The following is a 17,081-nucleotide window of genomic DNA, read 5'->3' on the forward strand; positions in this document are numbered from 1 at the left end:
CGCCGGTGACGAACAATCCGACCAGCAGCACCAGGGGATAGGCCGCGAACAGCGCCGTCGTGGAGACGAAACCGAGCCCGAGCATGCGCTGGTACTCCGGGTAGAGCATGGTCGGTGCGCTGCTGGCCCAGAGTGCCACGACGATGCAGGCGGCCGCGACGGCAACGGGCCGGCGGGTCGTCATCGCGCGACCACCAGCCGGTTGCTCACGCGGTCGGGCAGGTGCAGGCGCTCGGGGGCCGCCGTGTGCAGTACCTGGAACAGGTCGCCCGGTTGCGAAACCGGGTCGGGACGCTGCTCGTGCAGGGTGATGGTGACGAGTTCCCAGGTGCGCGGGTCGACGCCGTAGGCGGCCAGCTGCGCCGTGCCGGTCGCAACCGCCTCGGCCGCCCGACGATCCGCCGCCTGGGCGGCCGCGACGATGTCGGCGTCGGCTGGTAGCGCGACTTTCTGCCGCACGGCGTACGCCGGTCCGGCGGCCCAGTGCGGAGCCTGGTGCGCGGTGCCACCGACCCAGGTCTGCACGACCGGCCGGCCGAAGTCGCGGAGGATGGCCGTGAAGCCTGTCCCGGACCAGAGGAACGACGCCGCGCCCCCGGGGTCGGTCCAGAGGTAGAAGGGGGCGTATTGGTTGGTGGTGGAGCCGTCGACACCCCGTTCGCGTATCAGGAACACCTTTACCCCGAGGCCGGGGTACGCGTCGAGCAGGTGCCCGGTCGTGGCGACGCGGTCGCGGATGATCTGCATGTCGTAGTCGGCGGGTAGGGTGATCTCGTACTGCATCGCCAGCATGGGCTGCGACCTATTCCTTCGGATAGTCGTCGTCGGCGACCGTTTCGAGGGCCGTGGCCCCGCCCCGGTCGTCGTGTCGCTGGATGGCAAGATGGGACATCGAGGACGTCGCCGCAGCGCCGTGCCAGTGCTCCTCGCCGGCGTCTATGCGCACGACGTCGCCCGCGCTGAGTCGTTGGGGTGCGCGGCCGCGGCTCTGGACCCAGCCCCCGCCGGCGGTGACGATGAGCAGCTGTCCGGCCGGATGGGTGTGCCAACGCGTACGGCTTCCGGCTGCGAAGTGCACGTGCAGCACTTCGACCTGAGCGGGAGCGGACGGTGCGGCCAAGGCCTCGTAGTGCGCGCTCCCGTCGATCATCCGGGGCGGTGCGGGCAACGACGCGTGCTGCCGGGTGACGATCACGGCGCGACCACCAGGGCCTTGAGCAGTCCGAGCAGGCCGCGGACGGCGGCGGTGAATCGAGCCTCGTCGAGCTCGGCCCGGGCGAGCACGTATCCGCCCTGCAAGGTGGACAAGATCGTCGCGGCGAGGTCGTCGGGGGCGAGACCGGCAGCGAGCTCGCCGCGGGCCTGCCCTTCCTCGATCACCTCGGCGATCGCCGTGCGCACCCAGGCCAGCGCCTCCGCCACCGGCTCGCGCAGCGCTTCCGCGGCGAACACGTCCGGGTCCTGCGTCATCCGGCCGATGCGGCATCCGCGCAACACGTCTCGGTCGCGTAGCAGGAACCGCTCGAGCCGCTCGTAGGCGGTGCCGGGCCCGTCGAGCGCCTCCCGGGCGGCGCGGGTGAGGGTGTCGGCGTTCATGCGGATGCCGGCCACGGCCAGGTCCTGCTTGCCGGCGAAGTGGTGATACAGGCTGCCCTGCCCGACCCCCGTGCGTTGCAGCACGGCCGTCGGGCTGGTGCCGACGTATCCGCGCTCCCACAGCAGGTCCGCCATGCCTTCGACGAGCCGCGTCCGGGTGTCCTTGCCGGAGATGTCACCGAGCTTGGAGGCGGTCATGCCGTCACTACTACCTTTCCGAGATGGGTACCGGCCTCGAGGTGCCGAAGCGCGGTGGCGATGTCTTCCCAGCGGTGCGTCGAGTCGATGACCGGGACGACCCGGTGCGCGTCGATGAAGGCGACGAGTTCCTCGAGCATCTCGCGCGAGCCGGTCTCGATGCCGTGGAGCGTGGCGTTGGTGGTGACGAGTTTGTAGGTGCTGACCTCGGCTTTCAGGCCGGCGAGCAGCCCGATGAAGGCGATGTGTCCACCGATGCGCACCGCGTCGAGCGAGACGTCGAGGTTCGATCCGCCGATGGTCTCGATGACGATGTCGGCACCCACGCCGCCGGTCAGCCGGCGCACTTCGGCGGCGACGTCCAGCCGCCGACGGTCGATGGTGTGCCGCGCCCCGAGCACCCGGGCCCGGTCCAGTTTGTGCGGGCGGCCCGACGTGACGATCACTTCCGCGCCGACCGCAGCGGCGATCTGCAGCGCCATGAGCGCCACCCCGCCGGTGCCGTGGACCAGGACGACCGTTCCCGGTGAGATTCCCGTTCGTCGCAGCGCGTGCCAGGCGGTCACGCCGGCGACCGGCAATGTCGCCGCCTGGACGGCGTCGAGCGTCCGCGGCGCCCGCACCGCCTCCTGCTCGTCCATGGTCACGAACTCGGCCAGCATGCCGCGCCCCCGGGGACCGCCCGTCGGCATCGTGTAGGTCTCGGCTGTGAGCGGACCGGATCGCCATTTCGGCAGGAACGTCGGCAGCACCACGTCGCCCCGTTCGAATCGTGTCACCTTCGATCCGATCGCCTCGACCACACCGGCGGCGTCCGAGATCGGCACGATCGGCCGGTTGGGCTTCCAGGTGCCCTCGCCCCGAATCACCAGGAGGTCGCGGTAGTTGAGCGCGACTGCGACCGTTCGCAGCAGGATCTCCCGCGGTCCGGGGACCGGATCATCGACGACGGCTTGCCGCAGACCCTCGATGCCGTCACCTTCGGTCAACCACACCCGCATGCTGCCTGTCCCTTCGATCATTCGAGCCTTGCCCACCATACATACTAGTATGTATGGTCGCAACCATGCAGATGATGACCATCCAGATGCACGCGCCGGAGCGGGGCCTGGGGGCGCTCGAGCGCAGGACCGCTCCCGTTCCCGTTCCGCAGCCCGGGGAGTTGACCATCGACGTCGAGTACACGGCGCTGAACTTCGCCGACGTGCTCGCTCGCCGGGGCGTCCCCGGCTATGCGCCGGCCTGGCCGTTCACCCCCGGCCTCGAGGTCGCCGGTCGGATCCGGGAAGTAGGCTCCGAGGGGAGTGTCTTCGCACCCGGCGATCGAGTGGTCGCGATGCTTCCGGACGGCGGAGGCTGGGCCGAGGTGGCTCGGGCCGACGCCCGGCTGACCGTCCCGGTGCCCGACGATGTCGCGCTTCACGACGCGGTGGTCGCCCCGCTGACCTGGGCGACGGCGCTGGGCCTGCTCCGCCAGGCGCACGTCAGCCCGCGGGACCGCGTTCTGGTCACCAGTGCGAGCGGCGGCGTAGGGACCGCCATCGCGGCACTCCTGCCCGCGGACGGCTCAGTCGTCGCCTACGGCGCGGTCGGGACCGAGCGGAAACTCGGCGCACTGCACCACCGCTACCGACCGGTACTGCGAGCCGGACGCTTCCCCGAGCAGGATGTCTCCTTCGATGTCGTGCTCGACTCCGTCGGCGGAGCGCGGTTCGCCGCAGTCCTCGACGCCATCCGGCCGGGCGGCCGAATCATCAGCTACGGCGCCGCCCAGGGCGAGCCTCCGGCCGCTCACGCTTCGCCGGCCGTGCTGCGCCCCAGGAACATCAGCCTGAGCGGGTTCAGCATCCGAGCCCGGGCGAAAGCCGATCCGCACTACGTGGCCGGCCTCATACGAGATGTTCTCGCGGCGCCGGCGCGTCAATCACTCGGCGAAGCCGTGCGTTCGATCCCATTCGCCGACATCCCGGGGGCACACGAACAGCAACAGCTCGGATCGGCCACCGGAAAGACGATCGTCGCTGTGCACCGTCCTGAATCGCACTTCCACCGAGATGAGGGCGCGGGACGGCGGCGGATCGGTACCTTCGGCACCCTAGGGTGAAACCGTGCTCACCTTGACCGGATGCCGGATCGTCACACCTGCGGTCGTGCTCGATCCCGGATGGCTGACCATCGCCGGCGGCATCATCAGAGCGGTGGGCCGAGGCCGTCCGTCAGCCGCCGGGCGCGTCGTCGACCTGGCCGGCGGGTGGCTGCTGCCCGGCTTCATCGACCTGCACATGCACGGCGGTGGCGGCGCCCAGATCACCACCGACGACCCCGCCGAGATCCGACGGGCGATCGCCTTCCACCGGCGGCACGGCACCACCCGCACCCTGGCCAGCCTCGTCACCGACCGGCTGGACCGCATGGTCGCCGCCGTCGCCACCCTCGCCGCGATGATCGACGCCGGCGAGCCGGGGATCGCCGGCATCCACCTGGAAGGCCCGTTCCTCAACCCGGCCAAGCGTGGCTCGCACCATCACGAGTTCCTGCTCCCACCCGACCCGGGTGCGTTGCGGCAACTCCTCGCGGCCGGTCGCGGCCACATCCGTGTCGTGACGCTGGCGCCTGAGCTACCCGGCGGAATGGACCTGCTCGATCAGGTGCTCGACGCCGGCGCGATCGCGGCGGTCGGACATACCGAAGCGACATACGTCCAGGCGCGTGACGCGTTTGCCCACGGCGCGCGGCTGGCCACCCACCTGTTCAACGCCATGCGGCAGTTCCACCACCGCGACCCCGGCCCGGCCGGCGCGGCCCTGGCCAACCCGGCCGTCACCTGCGAGATCATCAACGACGGGCACCACGTCCACGACGACGCCGTCCGTATCGCCGTCGACGCCGCCGGTCCGGACCGTATCGCGTTCGTGACCGACGCGACCCCCGCCGCGGGGATGACCAGCGGCCAGTATCAGCTCGGCCCGGTGCCGGTCATCGCCGAAGGCGGCAGCGTGCGCCTCGTGGACGGCACCCTGGCCGGCAGTACCCTCACCATGGACGAAGCCGTGCGGCACGCGATCCGCGTCATCGGCCTGCCCATCACCGCCGCCGCCCGATCCGCGGCCACCACCCCGGCCGCGCTCCTGGGCCTGGCCGACCACACCGGCAGTCTCCTCCCGGGCAAGGCGGCCGACATCGTCATCCTCGACAGCGATCTGCGGGTGCGCGAGGTCTTCGCCGAGGGACGACCCATACACGGGCGGCTCGGACCACCCGAGGACTGATGCGCGCGGTCCACCCCCAGCCGAGGCGGTGCGGCGCCGTCAGCGACGGGTCGCCGAATACGCCCGGTAGACCGAGCGGTAGGCGTAGTACAGCGGGCTCGCCGGGAGTTCCCACGTGCCGAGGTAGTAGCGGTAGTCGCCGCCGAACGACAGCTTGAACGTCGTCACGCCGGCCCACGGGTGGTCCGGCTCGCCGGGCGGCGCCACGCCCAGCGAGTCGAACGTCTTCAGTCCGCGCTCCTGCGCGTCCAGCATCATCGTGGCGCGCATGATGGCGCCCGGGTGGGCGTTGCGGTGGCTGTGGAGGCTGCCGGAGTGGGCGACGTGGCGGGTGGTCGGGCCGTCGAACACGAGCGCCGCGGAGACCGGCTCGCCGTGGTGGCGCGCGATGTACAGCGTGGCCGCGTCACGTGGGAGCAGCACGCTGACCATGGTCCGGAAGTAGTCGTCCGGGGGCTGCACGATGTGGTTGTGCGCGGCCACCTCGTGCACCACCATCAGCAGGTGTTCCACGTCGCTGGGATCATGGCTCGCGTCGACGCGCACGCCGTTCTTGGCGGCATTGCGGTACCGCTGCCGATTGTTCTTGGACATCTCCCGCAGGATCTGCTCGCGCGGTTTGGTGAGGTCCTGCTGGAACACCAGCGACGGGTGGATGTCGCGCAGCGCCGGCGTGTGCATGAGCCGCTCGAGGTCGGCCTTCGTCACCGGCGCCCACGGCTCCACCCGGACGAACATGGCGCCCTCGTCCTTGGCCAGCGCCCGCAACTGCGTGGTCGCGAGCTGGTAGCTCTCCAGGCTGTCGGCGACCGGGCCGTACGGGCAGAAGAGGCGGGTCACCTTGTTGGTCCGCTCCAGGATGGCGAAGCACTGCCAGCCCGGGCCCCGGCCGAAGAACAGTTTCCGGCCGAGCCATTTGTTGAACGTCGCCCAGTGGGTGCTCTGCAGGAAGTGCCCGCCGCGGGCGAACAGCTCGTCGTCCCACGACTGGCCGGGCACTTCGTTGCGCCACGAGACGGAGGAGTGCCGAGACATGTGGAGTGAGGTCGCCTTTCCGGGAGGGGAAGCGAGGTGCTGCGCGGGCCGCTGGCCGTACCGTAGGAAGCCGGTCGTGAGGATCCGATGAAGAAGTCGTCCGGAGGCCGCGAACGACCCGGATCTCATCGAAACCCAACACCGGCTTCACCGGCTCCTCACAATTCGCCCGCGCCGGCGGCTCAGACGGGGCGCCAGTCGGGGACCTCGTCCGTCGTCGCGCCGGCGGTGACCTGGACACGGCCGGTGCCGTCCGGGTTGATCGTGTAGATGTGCCCCCAGGCCTCGTCATCGTCCAGGTCGCAGTAGGCGATCCGGGTCCCGTCGGGCGACCAGGCCGGCATGGTGTGGTGGGTGTCGCTGCCCGGCCGCGGCCTGGTCACCAGCGTCGCCCGCCCGCCGCCGGCCGCCGGGATGCGGTAGATCCCGCCGCCGGTGCCGCTGCCCACGACGAAGCGGCTGAACGCGAGCTGGGTGCCGTCCGGGGACCAGTCCGGGCGGGAGTCGTAGACCCCGGCGACGGGCGGGGTGACGGCCGCCGCCGCGAGGGTGGCCGGGTTGAGCGCGACCAGGTTGCCGCCACCGGCGGGCAGGTCGCTGGAGTAGGCGATCAGCGTGCCGTCCGGCGACCACACCGGAGTGTGCTCACCGATGCCGGCGGTCACGGTCAGGTACATCAGGTTGCTGCCGTCGGCATCGATGACGCAGATGTCGGTGTCGGCGCCGTTCCAGCACTCGTAGACCAGCCGGGTGCCGTCCGGGGACCAGGCCGGGGCGGCGGCGGTACCGCTGTAGGGCAGCACGTGCAGCCCACCGCCGTCGGCGTCCATCACCCACAGTTCGTCCGCGCCGGCCCCGGCGCGGCGCAGCGCGATGTGCGCGCCGTCGGCGGACCAGGCCGGGTCGCGGTCCTCGATCTTCGGCGTGCCGGTGATGTCGGTCGGGCCCTTGCCGGAGGCGGTGACCGTGTAGATGTCGCCCAGCACGTTGGCCGCATCGAAGCGCTGGAATACCAGCCGGCCGTTGGCGCCGGGGAAGGCCGCAGCGGCGGGGGCGGCCGGGAGCGCCGCCACCAGCGCGGCCGCGGCTGCACTCATCGTCAGGAGTCGCTTCATGCGCGGCACCGTAGCCCCCGGAGACCCGCCCAAGAGCGGGCAAGTCGGTCCGGCGCCGAAACCCGACAGCGGACGGTGGGCGTTGAGGCTCGCCCAGACGGTCGCCAGCCAGACCAGCGGCCACCAGGCACGCCGGCGAACCGCTCGACGGCGGTGCCGACCGATCAGGAATCGAGAAGCACGGGGCCGGGCGCGCCCATAGGCTCAAGGGCATGACGAACTCCGAAGTGCTGGGTGTCCAGACGATCCTGCATCCCGTGGCCGACCTCGAGAAGGCCAAGCCCGTCTACACCGCCCTGCTCGGCATCGAGCCGCAGGCCGACTCCCCGTACTACGTCGGCTACCAGGTCGGCGGGCAGCAGATCGGCCTCGTCCCGGAGCGCGGCGGCCACGGCGACACCACGCCCGTCGCGTACTGGCACGTGACCGACATCGCCGCGAAGATCGCCGAGGTCACGGCGGCCGGGGCGACGGTCAGGACGGCGGCGCACGACGTCGGGCAGGGGCGGCTCGTCGCGACCGTCGTCGACGTCGACGGCAACGTGCTCGGCCTGCTGCAAGACCCGCAGTGAACGAGGAGCCCCGCTCCCGCGCGCAGCGCCGCGCCGACACCGAGCAGCGCCTGGCCACCGACGTCGATGTGTGGGTGGCCAGCGCCTCGGCCGACGGGGTGCCGTACCTCGTGCCGCTGTCCTTCGACTGGGACGGCGAGGCGCTGTTGATCGCCACCGGGGCCGAGAGCCCGACCGGCCGTAACCTCGCCGGGAACCGGACGGTCCGGCTCGCGCTCGGGCTGGTCCGCGACGTGGTGATGATCGACGGTGACGTCGAGGTGCTGGAGATGGACGGCGTCTCCCAGGGGACCGGCGACCGGTTCGCGCAGCGCAGCGGGTTCGATCCGCGGACGCTCACGAGCCACTACCGTTGGTTCCGGATCACGCCGCGCACCGTCCAGGCCTGGCGTGAGGAGAACGAGCTGCGTGGGCGAAACCTGATGCGCGAAGGCGAATGGCTGCAATAAGAGGAGAACGATGAACACCCACACCGCTGACCGTCACGACATGATCCGCGTGCAGGGAGCGCGGGAGAACAATCTCAAGGACGTCAGCATCGAGCTGCCCAAGCGGCGGCTGACGGTGTTCACCGGGGTTTCCGGGTCGGGCAAGAGCTCGCTGGTGTTCCGCACGATCGCCGCCGAGTCCCAGCGGATGATCAACGAGACCTACAGCGCGTTCGTGCAGGGGTTCATGCCCACCCTGGCCCGGCCCGAGGTCGACCGCCTCGAGGGGCTGACGACGGCGATCATCGTCGACCAGCAGCGGCTCGGGGCCGACCCGCGCTCGACCGTCGGGACCGCGACCGACGCCAATGCGATGCTGCGGATCCTGTTCAGCCGGCTCGGCCGACCGCACATCGGCGGCCCGAATGCGTTCTCGTTCAACGTGCCGTCGGTGAAGGCGAGCGGCGCGGTCACGGTCGAGCGCGGCAACGCCAAACGCGAGCACGTGACGTTCTCGCGGACCGGCGGCATGTGCCCGCGCTGCGAAGGCCGCGGCGCCGTCACCGACCTCGACCTGACCCAGCTGTACGACGCCGACAAGACCCTCGGCGAAGGCGCCATCCTGGTGCCCGGATACACCATGGACGGCTGGTACGGCCGCATCTTCAAGAGCGTCTTCGACCCCGACAAGCCGATCCGCAGATTCACCAAGAAAGAGCTGCAGGAGTTCTTGTACGGTGAGCCGCGCCGGATCAAGGTCGAAGGCGTCAACCTCACCTACGAGGGCCTGATCACGAAGCTGCGGCACACCACCCTGGCCAAGGACGTCGACACGCTGCAGCCGCACGTGCGCGCGTTCGTTGAGCGCGCGGTCACGTTCATGACCTGTCCCGACTGCGACGGTACGCGCCTGGCGGCACCGGCGCGGTCGGTGAAGATCAAGGGGATCACCATCGCCGACGCGTGCGCGATGCAGATCAGCGACCTCGCCGAGTGGGTGCGCGGGCTCGCCGAGCCGTCGGTCGCGCCGCTGCTGCACGGGCTGCGCGACGCGCTCGACGGCTTCGTCGCGATCGGCCTGGGGTACCTCTCCCTCGACCGCCCGGCCGGCACGCTCTCCGGCGGCGAGGCGCAGCGCGTCAAGCTGGTCCGGCACCTCGGCTCGGCGCTGACCGACGTCACGTACGTGTTCGACGAGCCCACCATCGGCCTGCACCCGCACGACATCGCACGCATGAACGAACTCCTGCTGCAGCTGCGCGACAAGGGCAACACCGTGCTCGTCATCGAGCACAAGCCGGAGACGATCGCGATCGCCGACCACGTCGTCGACCTCGGCCCCGGTGCCGGCTCGGCGGGCGGCATGGTGACCTTCGAGGGCCCGATCGAGGCCCTGCGCACGAGCGACACGGTGACCGGCCGGCATCTGGCCGACCGGGTCGCGCTCAAGACCAAACTGCGCAAGCCTTCGGGGGTACTGTCCATACGCGGCGCGAGCACCCACAACCTGCGCGACGTCGATGTCGACATTCCGTTGGGCGTGCTGACCGTGGTCACCGGTGTCGCCGGCTCGGGCAAGAGCTCACTGCTGCACGGCTCCCTCCCGCCCGACGCCGGTGTGGTCGCGGTCGACCAGGCCGCGATCCGCGGGTCCCGGCGCAGCAACCCCGCCACGTACACCGGCCTGCTCGAGCCGGTGCGCAAGTTGTTCGCGAAGGTCAACGCGGTCAAGCCGGCCCTGTTCAGCCCCAACTCGGAGGGCGCCTGCCCCAACTGCAACGGCGCCGGGGTCATCTACACGGACCTGGCGATGATGGCCGGCGTGTCCTCGGTGTGCGAGGAGTGCGAGGGCAAGCGCTTCGAGGCGTCGGTTCTGCGCTACAAGCTCAACGGCTACGACATCAGCGAAGTCCTGGCCATGTCCGTGAACGAGGCGGCGACGTTCTTCGCCGAAGCCGGCGGCGAGGCCAAGCTCCCCGCCGCGCACACGATCCTGACCCGTCTGGCCGACGTCGGCCTCGGCTACCTCACCATCGGCCAGCCGCTGACAACCCTGTCCGGCGGCGAACGCCAGCGCCTGAAGCTGGCGACCCACATGGCCGACAAGGGCGGCGTCTACGTCCTCGACGAGCCGACGACCGGCCTGCACCTGGCCGACGTGGAGCAGCTCCTGGCGCTCCTGGACCGCCTGGTCGACGCGGGCAAGTCGGTCATCGTCATCGAGCACCACCAGGCCGTCATGGCCCACGCCGACTGGATCATCGACCTCGGCCCCGGCGCCGGCCACGACGGCGGCCGCATCGTCTTCGAAGGCACTCCGGCCGCCCTGGTCGAGGCCCGCTCCACCCTCACCGGCGAGCACCTGGCGGCATACGTCGAGGGATCTACCGCGGGCGGGCGCGCAGCTCCACGAGGAGGCCGTCGCGGTCGGTGAGGACCGCGCCCAGGATCGCCCGGCCCGCGGCGAGCAGGTCGGCGACCGCGGGCGTGCTCAGGGCGTACATCACCAGGGCCCCGTCGCGGTGGGAGGTGACGAGGCCGGCCCGGCGCAGGACGGCAAGCTGCTGCGACAGGTTGGACGCCTCGACCTCGATCTCGGCGAGCAGGTCGCGGACCGGGCGGGGGCCGTCCTGGAGCAGCTCCAGCACCCGGATGCGCACCGGGTGGCCGAGCGTGCGGAACATCTCCGCCTTCGCCTGGTACAGCGGGACCGACATGCGGCTCCACCTCCGTCCGGCCGCCGGAAACCCGAGGTTAGCAGGCGTTGCGTACTTCCAGCGTATCGCGCGTTTTTTCACTTCATGACTTGCAAAAGTCTGCAACTCGGTGTGAGGCTGTCGCGAACCGCACTCACGATCGGGGGACGAAGCCGTGCCAGACTTGGACATTGCGCTCAAGGACGCGATGCAGATCGACGGGGCGGTCGGGGCCGCGCTCGTGGACTACGGCAGCGGGATGGCGCTCGGCATCGTCGGCGGCAGCCGGGACTTCGATCTCGCCATCGCGGCGGCCGGCAACTCCGACGTGGTCCGGGCCAACCTGCGTGCGATGGAGATGCTCGGCATCGAGGGCGGTATCGAGGACATTCTCGTCACGCTCGGCGGGCAGTACCACATCATCCGGCCCGTGACCGGCCACTCCGGCCAGGGCCTGTTCCTCTACCTGGTGCTGAGCAAGCAGCGCGCCAACCTCGCGCTCGCCCGCCACAGCCTGCGCCGGATCGAGGAGAACCTCGAGATCTGAGGCCGCCTTCGATCCCGCGTCATGACCCGGCTGCCCAGTGTCAGGAAATGGATGGCCTTGCACGGGAATCGCGGCGAAGGCGGAGACTGTGCGCATGGTGCTGCTCGAACGTGAATCCGCGCTCGCGTCGCTGGACGAATACGCCCGGCAGGCCCTCGCCGGCGAAGGGCGCCTCGTGCTGGTCGGCGGGGAGGCCGGGGTCGGGAAGTCCAGCCTCGTCGAGGCGTTCGCGGAGCTCGTGCCGGCGGCGCGGGTGGCGTGGGGGATGTGCGACGGGCTCTCCACGCCGCGGCCGCTGGGGCCGCTGTTCGACATCGCCGACGAGCTCGGTGGGGAGCTGCTCGAACGGGCGCGGGACCGGGCCTCCCGCGACGAGCTCTTCGCGGCGTTGCTGCGCCAGGCCAACGTGCCGGGGCAGCTGCACGTGCTCGTGCTGGAGGACCTGCACTGGGCCGACGAGGCGACCGTCGACCTGCTGCGGTTCCTCGCCCGGCGGCTGCGCCAGGCCCACATCCTGCTGATCGTCACCTTCCGCGACGACGACCTGCACTCGCGCGACGTGCTGCGCGGTGCCCTCGGCGACGTGGCCACGCTGCGCACCACCCGGCGGATCGGCCTGGCGCCACTGTCGGTGCGGGCGGTCGGGCGGCTCGCCGGGGACAGCGGCCTCGAGGCGGGGGACCTGCACCGGGTCACCGGCGGCAATCCGTTCTTCGTCACCGAGCTGGTCAGAGCCGGGTCGGCGGGGGTACCGGTCTCAGCGCGGGACGTCATCCTGGCCCGGACCGGCACGCTCAGCCGGGAGGCGCGGGCGGTCCTCGGCACCGCCGCGCTGATCGGCAATCGGATCGACCCGCGGCTGCTGACCGCGGCGTCCGGTTGCCCGGCCGCCGTCCTCGACGAGCTGGTCCGGTCCGGGCTGCTGATCGGCGACGGCGGGCAGCTGACGTTCCGGCACGAGCTGACCCGGCTCGCCGTGCAGGAGGCCGTCCCGCACCACCGGATCGCGCCGATCCACGCCCGGATCCTCGCCGCGCTGCGCGAGCTGGGCCGCGACGACGACGCGCGGATGGCGTTCCACGCGGAGGCGGCCGGGGACGGCGCCGCCGTGCTCGAGTATGCGACCAGGGCGGCCCGCCACGCGTCCGAGCTCGCCTCGCACCGGGAGGCGGCCGCACAGTACGAGCGAGCCCTGCGCTTTGCCGTTGTGCTGCCGCCGGCCGAGCTGGCGGAGCTGTATGACGCGCTCGCGGCCGAACTCTCCCTGGTGGACCGGGGGCCCCGGGTCTGCGAGGTGGCCGAGCGGTCGCGAGACCTCTGGCGCCGGGCGGGCGACCGGCGGCGCGAGGGCGATGCGCTGCGCCGGCTCTCCACGGCGTTGCGCTACGACTGCCGCGGTGCCGATGCGACGCGGGCGGCCGAGGCGGCGCTGGCCACGCTGGAACCGCTGGGCCCGACCACCGAGCTGGCCTGGGCCCACGCCGCGCTGGCGATGCAGCGCATGGTGAACGAGCGCCACCACGAGGCGATCGTCATCGCGGGCCGGGCCCAGTCGCTCGCCGCTGAGCTCGGGCTGCCGGCCGTCCAGGCCGACGGGCTGATCACGGAGGGCTGCTCGCGGGCGATCGTCGGCGGCGACTGGATGGCACCGCTGCGGCGAGGGCTGGACATCGCCCTGGCGCACGGCATCGACGCGCAGGTCGGCCGCGCGTACATCAACCTGCACGGCATGCTCTGCACCAAACGCGACTACGCCGCGGCCGAGGAGTACTACCGGGCCGGGACCGCATACTGCGACGAGCACGACGTGCGCACCTTCGGCACCTGCATCCGGGCCGAGCGGGTCAGCACCCTGGCCAACACCGACCGCTGGGACGAGTCCCTCGAGCTGAGCCGGCACGTGCTGGCCAACGCGATGAGCGCGTCACCGCTCAACCAGATCGGCCCGCTCGCCTGCCTCGGCATCATCCGGGCCCGCCGCGGCGCCGACCAGGTCTGGGGTCCCCTCGACGACGCGGCCCGGTTCGCCGACGGCTGTGAGGGGCCACAGTGGATCCTCTACGCCCGGGCGACGCGGGCCGAGGCGTACTGGCTCGAGGGTCGCCTGGACGAGGCCCGGCGCGAGGCGGAGCTGGCCGCCGACGCCGCCGCCGACGGTGACGAGTGGGCCCGCGGCGAGGCGGGCGCGTGGCTGCGGCGCACCGGCTCCGGCCGGATGACGAGCCCGTCCTACGCGGAGCCCTACCGCCTGGAGATCGACGGCCGATGGGCCGAGGCGGCCGCGGTGTGGGAGCGGATCGGCTCGACGTACGAGGCCGCGCTGGTCCGGTTGTTCTACGGCGACGAGCAGGCCCAGCGCGACGCCGTGAGTGTCCTGGACGAACTCGGCGCGGCGGCCGCCGCCCGGGCCGGACGGCGGCGCATGCGCCAGGACGGCGTCCGCGCCGTCCCGGTCGGCCCGCGCGCCGCGACCCGCGCCCACCCGGCCGGCCTGACCCGCCGCGAGCGGCAGGTCCTCGAGCTGATCTGCGCCGGGCACACCAACGGCGAGATCGCGGAGCGGCTGTTCATCGCCGTGAAGACCGTCGACCACCATGTGTCGGCGGTGCTGGGCAAGCTCGGCGTGCCGAACCGCTCCGGCGCGGCGAAGGAGGCCGTCCGCCTCGGCCTGGCGAGCTGACCGCCAGGCCGGGCGGGGACTACCGGCTTTGCCGGCTATTGGGCGCCGAGGACGTCCACGACGAAGCGCAGCGGACCGGCCGGCGAGCCGCCGCTGGGGTTGTCGCCGTAGGCGAGGTTCGCCGGGATGTCGAGCTGGATGCGGGTGCCGACCTTGACGCCGACGAGCCCGTCGTTCCAGCCCTGGATGACCTGCCCGCCGAGCTGGAAGGTGAACGCCTGCTTGTTCTTCCAGGACGCGTCGAACTCCTTGCCGTCGGCATAGGTGACGCCGACGTAGTTCACCGTGATCGTCTGGCCGGTCTGCGTGACCGGGCCGGTGCCCTCGATGATCGTCGTCTTCGTCAGGGCGCTCACGGTGCCGGTGCCGGCCTTGACCTCCGGCTTGGTCGCCAAAGCCTGATCGGCACCCGCGGGCAGCGGCGGGAACGGCGCATCGGCCGTCGCCGCGGCGGTGGGCGTCGGCGTGCCGTCCGCGGTGCTGGTGGCGTCCGGCGCCTGGCCATCGATGGAGCGCACGAGCAGTACCACCGCGATGGCCAGAACGACCACGACGGCGGCCACACCGCCGACGATATTGAGGATGCGCCGTCGCTTGGCCGCCCGGCGCGCTTTCTCCTTGGCCGCCTTGGCGGCCGCGCGCTTCTCGGTCTTGGACAGCGGTGTAGGTGCAGAGGGGCGAACGGTCACCGGACCACGGTACGTCACGGCTCCCGTACACCCGCGCCGGGCGTAGCTGAGAAATTCATGGAAGTTTGTTGCGAGCCGTGACGGCGATGTTCCACGGCAGGATTCGGCCGTCCGAGCTGGGCGGCGGCCACGGCCGCATGGCGGTGTCGAGTTCCCGCACCGACGTCAGCCGCAGGTCCGGCTGGGCCAGGAACGCACCCAGGAACGTCGTCAAGGTCAGGTTGCGGGCGCCGACCCGGCTGCGGATCGGGAACCGGCCGGTGGGGTCGCGCCGGAGCCGCTCGTCGCCGTACCCGGGCTCGAACCGCACCGCGCCGTGCTCGGGTTCGTCCTGGCGGGCCGCGAACGCGCCGACGAACGCGGGGTGCGGACCCAGGTACACCAGCCGCCCGCCCGGTCGCAGGACGCGCGCCGCCTCGGCCACGACCGCGGCGAAGTCGTCGACGTCGGTGTGGATGAACGTCATGACGATCGCCGGGAAGGACGCGTCCGGCAGCGGTAGATGCGCGGCGTCGGCCCGGATCACGTGCGGGTCGCGGCCGGCGGCGATGCGCAGCTGGTCGGCGGACAGGTCGAGGCCGATGATCCGGTGTCCGCCGGCGGCCACGGCGCTGAAGTGCAGCCCGGTCCCGCAGCCGATGTCGAGGCAGGCCGGGTCGGCGGGGTCGGCCGGCCCGAGCAGCGCGGCCAGCAGCGCGGCCGACTCGTCGCCGAGGTTGCGGAAGCGGGTGTCGTACCAGTCGGCGTGACCGTCGTATCGGGCTGCCACGCCGCCATCGTAGTCAGGGCCGCCCGAGCGGTGCGTCCACGTTCGCCAGCACCGAGATGTCGGCTTCGGCGTGGCCGTCGGCCACCGCGCGCCGGAGCCGCTCGGCGGCGCCGTCGGCGGTGGGCAGCGGTGCGGCGGCGGCTATCCGGGCCAGGTCGAGGTCCTTGGCCGCCATCGCGACGGCGAAGGCGGCGCCCGGGCCGCCGCTCGCCCGGCCGGCGAGGCCCGCGAGAGGGCTCGCGCCGAGCAGTTCGAGGGCGTCGGCCCGGGCGATTCCGACGGCCGCGCCGACGGTGAGGGCATCGGCGAGCGCGGCCAGGCCGGTGATCACGGCCGTGTTGAGGACGAGCTTCGCGGCCGCGCCCCGGCCCAGCGGGCCGCAGTGGTGCACCGAGCCCAGGGCGGCCAGCACCGGCGCGGCCCGATCGAGCTCGGCCGGGTCGCCACCGGCGAGGATGCGCAGGGTTCCCGCGGCGGCGGCGCCGACGCTCCCGGCGACCGGCGCGTCGATCATGTGCACGCCGGCGGGCAGCGCATCGGCGACCTTGCGAATGCCGTCGGGGCCGATCGTGGACATCTCGATCAGCGTGGTCCCGGCGGCCAGGTGCGCCGCGGTGACGACCGCGAGCACCGCGTCGATGTCGGTCAGCATGGTTACGACGAACTCGGCGCCGGCGCACGCCTCCGCGGCCGAACCGGCGGCGGCAGTGCCCGGGACCGGCGGGCGCGGACTGCGGTTCCAGGTCCGCACGGCGTGATCCTGATCCACCAGGCGCCCGGCGATGGCGGCGCCCATCCGGCCGAGGCCGAGCACGGCAATGTTCCCCATGTGCGGCAACGCTAGGTGGCCGCACCCCATGCCACCAACGAATGTCCGGCATCGCTGCCATGCGTGGGGCGCATGGGTTACGGACGCAGGCCGGCCAGAAGGATGTCCAGGTAGCGGTCGGCGGCATCGTCGCCCTGACCGGCGGCGACGGCGTGCTGCACGCCGCAGATCAGCCGGCGGATGTCGTCGGCGGTCACGTCGGGGCGGATGACGCCCTCGGCCCGGGCCCGCTCCAGGATCGTCTGCACGGCCCCGCCGAGCTGGGCGTTGAGGTCCGTGGTGGTGGCCAGGCACGGCGGCTCCGTCGACGACAGGACCGCGGCCAGGGTCGGGTCGTCGCGCAGCAGCCGCAGGCCGTTGCGCAGCAGGGCGGTGAAGCCGACGGCCGGGTCCGGGTCGGCCGCGCCCGCGACGGCGTCGGCGACCAGGGCGGCCAGGCTCTGCACGGCGAGGGCCTCCAGGAGCGCCTGCCGGGTGGGGAAGTGCCGGTAGGCGGTGCCGACGCCCACGCCGGCCGCCTTGGCGATCGCGTTCATCGGCAGGTCCAGATCGCCTTCGCCGATCCGGGCGCGGGCGGCCGCGAGCATCTGGGCGCGGACGCGGGCGGAGTCGGCCCGCAGCGGGCCGGAGTCAGTGAGCGGCGACACGCTGAAAGGAT

At 72.1% G+C, this 17,081-nt stretch carries 19 protein-coding genes; 7 read left to right on the top strand and 12 right to left on the bottom strand.

Annotated features, from left to right (window positions below; genetic code table 11):
• From ACIA8L_RS53735 to ACIA8L_RS53755, 5 genes are all read right to left on the bottom strand, one after another.
• A partial coding sequence (locus ACIA8L_RS53735; protein ID WP_395917637.1) for a hypothetical protein occupies positions 1-184 on the bottom strand: 184 nt, incomplete at its 3' end.
• Complete coding sequence (locus ACIA8L_RS53740; RefSeq protein WP_395917638.1) at positions 181-792, bottom strand: DUF4865 family protein; 612 nt, start codon at positions 790-792, stop codon at positions 181-183. The genes ACIA8L_RS53735 and ACIA8L_RS53740, both read right to left, overlap by 4 nt.
• A 10-nt stretch (positions 793-802) precedes the next feature.
• Complete coding sequence (locus ACIA8L_RS53745; protein WP_395917639.1) at positions 803-1,195, bottom strand: cupin domain-containing protein; 393 nt, start codon at positions 1,193-1,195, stop codon at positions 803-805.
• Entirely contained in the window at positions 1,192-1,794 is a 603-nt protein-coding gene (locus ACIA8L_RS53750; protein ID WP_395917640.1) for a TetR family transcriptional regulator C-terminal domain-containing protein, read from the bottom strand. The genes ACIA8L_RS53745 and ACIA8L_RS53750 overlap by 4 nt, the downstream gene beginning before the upstream one ends.
• Positions 1,791-2,858: an NAD(P)-dependent alcohol dehydrogenase gene (locus ACIA8L_RS53755; RefSeq protein WP_395917641.1), complete on the bottom strand. Its 1,068-nt coding sequence runs from the start codon at positions 2,856-2,858 to the stop codon at positions 1,791-1,793. The genes ACIA8L_RS53750 and ACIA8L_RS53755 overlap by 4 nt, the downstream gene beginning before the upstream one ends.
• Before the next feature lie 23 nt (positions 2,859-2,881).
• On the opposite strand from ACIA8L_RS53755, the gene ACIA8L_RS53760 reads away from it, so the two are divergent.
• Positions 2,882-3,898 (top strand): zinc-binding alcohol dehydrogenase family protein, encoded by a 1,017-nt coding sequence (locus ACIA8L_RS53760; protein ID WP_395917643.1) that lies wholly within the window; start codon positions 2,882-2,884, stop codon positions 3,896-3,898.
• Positions 3,899-3,902: 4 nt separating this feature from the next.
• Positions 3,903-5,063, top strand: a complete 1,161-nt coding sequence (gene nagA / locus ACIA8L_RS53765; RefSeq protein WP_395917645.1) for an N-acetylglucosamine-6-phosphate deacetylase — start codon at positions 3,903-3,905, stop codon at positions 5,061-5,063.
• Positions 5,064-5,102: 39 nt separating this feature from the next.
• On the opposite strand, the gene ACIA8L_RS53770 is transcribed toward nagA, so the two are convergent.
• Both ACIA8L_RS53770 and ACIA8L_RS53775 read right to left on the bottom strand, forming a co-directional pair.
• The gene (locus tag ACIA8L_RS53770) at positions 5,103-6,098 is read right to left on the bottom strand and encodes a lipid II:glycine glycyltransferase FemX (RefSeq protein ID WP_395917647.1); all 996 of its coding nucleotides are present in this window, start codon (positions 6,096-6,098) and stop codon (positions 5,103-5,105) included.
• 182 nt (positions 6,099-6,280) lie between these two features.
• Positions 6,281-7,213 carry a hypothetical protein gene (locus tag ACIA8L_RS53775; protein ID WP_395917649.1) on the bottom strand — a complete coding sequence of 311 codons (933 nt, stop codon included), beginning with the start codon at positions 7,211-7,213 and terminating at the stop codon, positions 6,281-6,283.
• Positions 7,214-7,425: 212 nt separating this feature from the next.
• Here ACIA8L_RS53775 and ACIA8L_RS53780 point away from each other — a divergent pair, with 212 nt between their 5' ends.
• From ACIA8L_RS53780 to ACIA8L_RS53790, 3 genes are read left to right on the top strand one after another with little or no spacing between them, the layout of a single operon-like run.
• Complete coding sequence (locus ACIA8L_RS53780; RefSeq protein ID WP_395917651.1) at positions 7,426-7,785, top strand: VOC family protein; 360 nt, start codon at positions 7,426-7,428, stop codon at positions 7,783-7,785.
• Positions 7,782-8,234, top strand: coding sequence for a pyridoxamine 5'-phosphate oxidase family protein (locus ACIA8L_RS53785; protein ID WP_395917653.1), 453 nt, complete (start codon positions 7,782-7,784; stop codon positions 8,232-8,234). Before ACIA8L_RS53780 ends, ACIA8L_RS53785 begins: the two co-directional genes overlap by 4 nt.
• Before the next feature lie 40 nt (positions 8,235-8,274).
• A complete protein-coding gene (locus ACIA8L_RS53790; RefSeq protein WP_395917655.1) occupies positions 8,275-10,647 on the top strand; it encodes an ATP-binding cassette domain-containing protein in 2,373 nt (790 codons plus the stop codon).
• Here ACIA8L_RS53790 and ACIA8L_RS53795 read toward each other — a convergent pair.
• Complete coding sequence (locus tag ACIA8L_RS53795) at positions 10,598-10,930, bottom strand: ArsR/SmtB family transcription factor (protein ID WP_395917657.1); 333 nt, start codon at positions 10,928-10,930, stop codon at positions 10,598-10,600. The genes ACIA8L_RS53790 and ACIA8L_RS53795 overlap by 50 nt on opposite strands.
• 154 nt (positions 10,931-11,084) lie before the next feature.
• On the opposite strand from ACIA8L_RS53795, the gene ACIA8L_RS53800 reads away from it, so the two are divergent.
• Together ACIA8L_RS53800 and ACIA8L_RS53805 are read left to right on the top strand one after the other, a co-directional pair.
• Positions 11,085-11,456, top strand: a complete 372-nt coding sequence (locus ACIA8L_RS53800; protein ID WP_395917658.1) for a hypothetical protein — start codon at positions 11,085-11,087, stop codon at positions 11,454-11,456.
• A gap of 94 nt (positions 11,457-11,550) precedes the next feature.
• Positions 11,551-14,136, top strand: coding sequence for an AAA family ATPase (locus ACIA8L_RS53805; protein WP_395917660.1), 2,586 nt, complete (start codon positions 11,551-11,553; stop codon positions 14,134-14,136).
• A gap of 35 nt (positions 14,137-14,171) precedes the next feature.
• On the opposite strand, the gene ACIA8L_RS53810 is transcribed toward ACIA8L_RS53805, so the two are convergent.
• The 4 genes from ACIA8L_RS53810 to ACIA8L_RS53825 form a co-directional block, all read right to left on the bottom strand.
• Complete coding sequence (locus tag ACIA8L_RS53810) at positions 14,172-14,825, bottom strand: FKBP-type peptidyl-prolyl cis-trans isomerase (protein ID WP_395917662.1); 654 nt, start codon at positions 14,823-14,825, stop codon at positions 14,172-14,174.
• 55 nt (positions 14,826-14,880) lie between these two features.
• Complete coding sequence (locus ACIA8L_RS53815; RefSeq protein ID WP_395917663.1) at positions 14,881-15,594, bottom strand: class I SAM-dependent methyltransferase; 714 nt, start codon at positions 15,592-15,594, stop codon at positions 14,881-14,883.
• Between the two features lie 13 nt (positions 15,595-15,607).
• Positions 15,608-16,423: an NAD(P)-dependent oxidoreductase gene (locus tag ACIA8L_RS53820; RefSeq protein ID WP_395917665.1), complete on the bottom strand. Its 816-nt coding sequence runs from the start codon at positions 16,421-16,423 to the stop codon at positions 15,608-15,610.
• Between the two features lie 77 nt (positions 16,424-16,500).
• The gene (locus ACIA8L_RS53825) at positions 16,501-17,070 is read right to left on the bottom strand and encodes a TetR/AcrR family transcriptional regulator (protein WP_395917666.1); all 570 of its coding nucleotides are present in this window, start codon (positions 17,068-17,070) and stop codon (positions 16,501-16,503) included.
• Between the last annotated feature and the right edge of the window lie 11 nt (positions 17,071-17,081).

It is taken from the genome of Dactylosporangium sp. NPDC051541 (assembly GCF_044454505.1).
Taxonomy (GTDB): Bacteria; Actinomycetota; Actinomycetes; order Mycobacteriales; family Micromonosporaceae; genus Dactylosporangium.

Coding starts and splice junctions, on each gene's coding strand:
- ACIA8L_RS53760 (WP_395917643.1), top strand. CDS start 2,882: ATGCACGCGCCGGAGCGGGGCCTGGGGGCGCTCGAGCGCAGGACCGCT.
- ACIA8L_RS53750 (WP_395917640.1), bottom strand. CDS start 1,794: ATGACCGCCTCCAAGCTCGGTGACATCTCCGGCAAGGACACCCGGACG.
- ACIA8L_RS53770 (WP_395917647.1), bottom strand. CDS start 6,098: ATGTCTCGGCACTCCTCCGTCTCGTGGCGCAACGAAGTGCCCGGCCAG.
- ACIA8L_RS53795 (WP_395917657.1), bottom strand. CDS start 10,930: ATGTCGGTCCCGCTGTACCAGGCGAAGGCGGAGATGTTCCGCACGCTC.
- ACIA8L_RS53805 (WP_395917660.1), top strand. CDS start 11,551: ATGGTGCTGCTCGAACGTGAATCCGCGCTCGCGTCGCTGGACGAATAC.
- ACIA8L_RS53820 (WP_395917665.1), bottom strand. CDS start 16,423: ATGGGGAACATTGCCGTGCTCGGCCTCGGCCGGATGGGCGCCGCCATC.
- ACIA8L_RS53780 (WP_395917651.1), top strand. CDS start 7,426: ATGACGAACTCCGAAGTGCTGGGTGTCCAGACGATCCTGCATCCCGTG.
- ACIA8L_RS53775 (WP_395917649.1), bottom strand. CDS start 7,213: ATGAAGCGACTCCTGACGATGAGTGCAGCCGCGGCCGCGCTGGTGGCG.
- ACIA8L_RS53740 (WP_395917638.1), bottom strand. CDS start 792: ATGCTGGCGATGCAGTACGAGATCACCCTACCCGCCGACTACGACATG.
- ACIA8L_RS53790 (WP_395917655.1), top strand. CDS start 8,275: ATGATCCGCGTGCAGGGAGCGCGGGAGAACAATCTCAAGGACGTCAGC.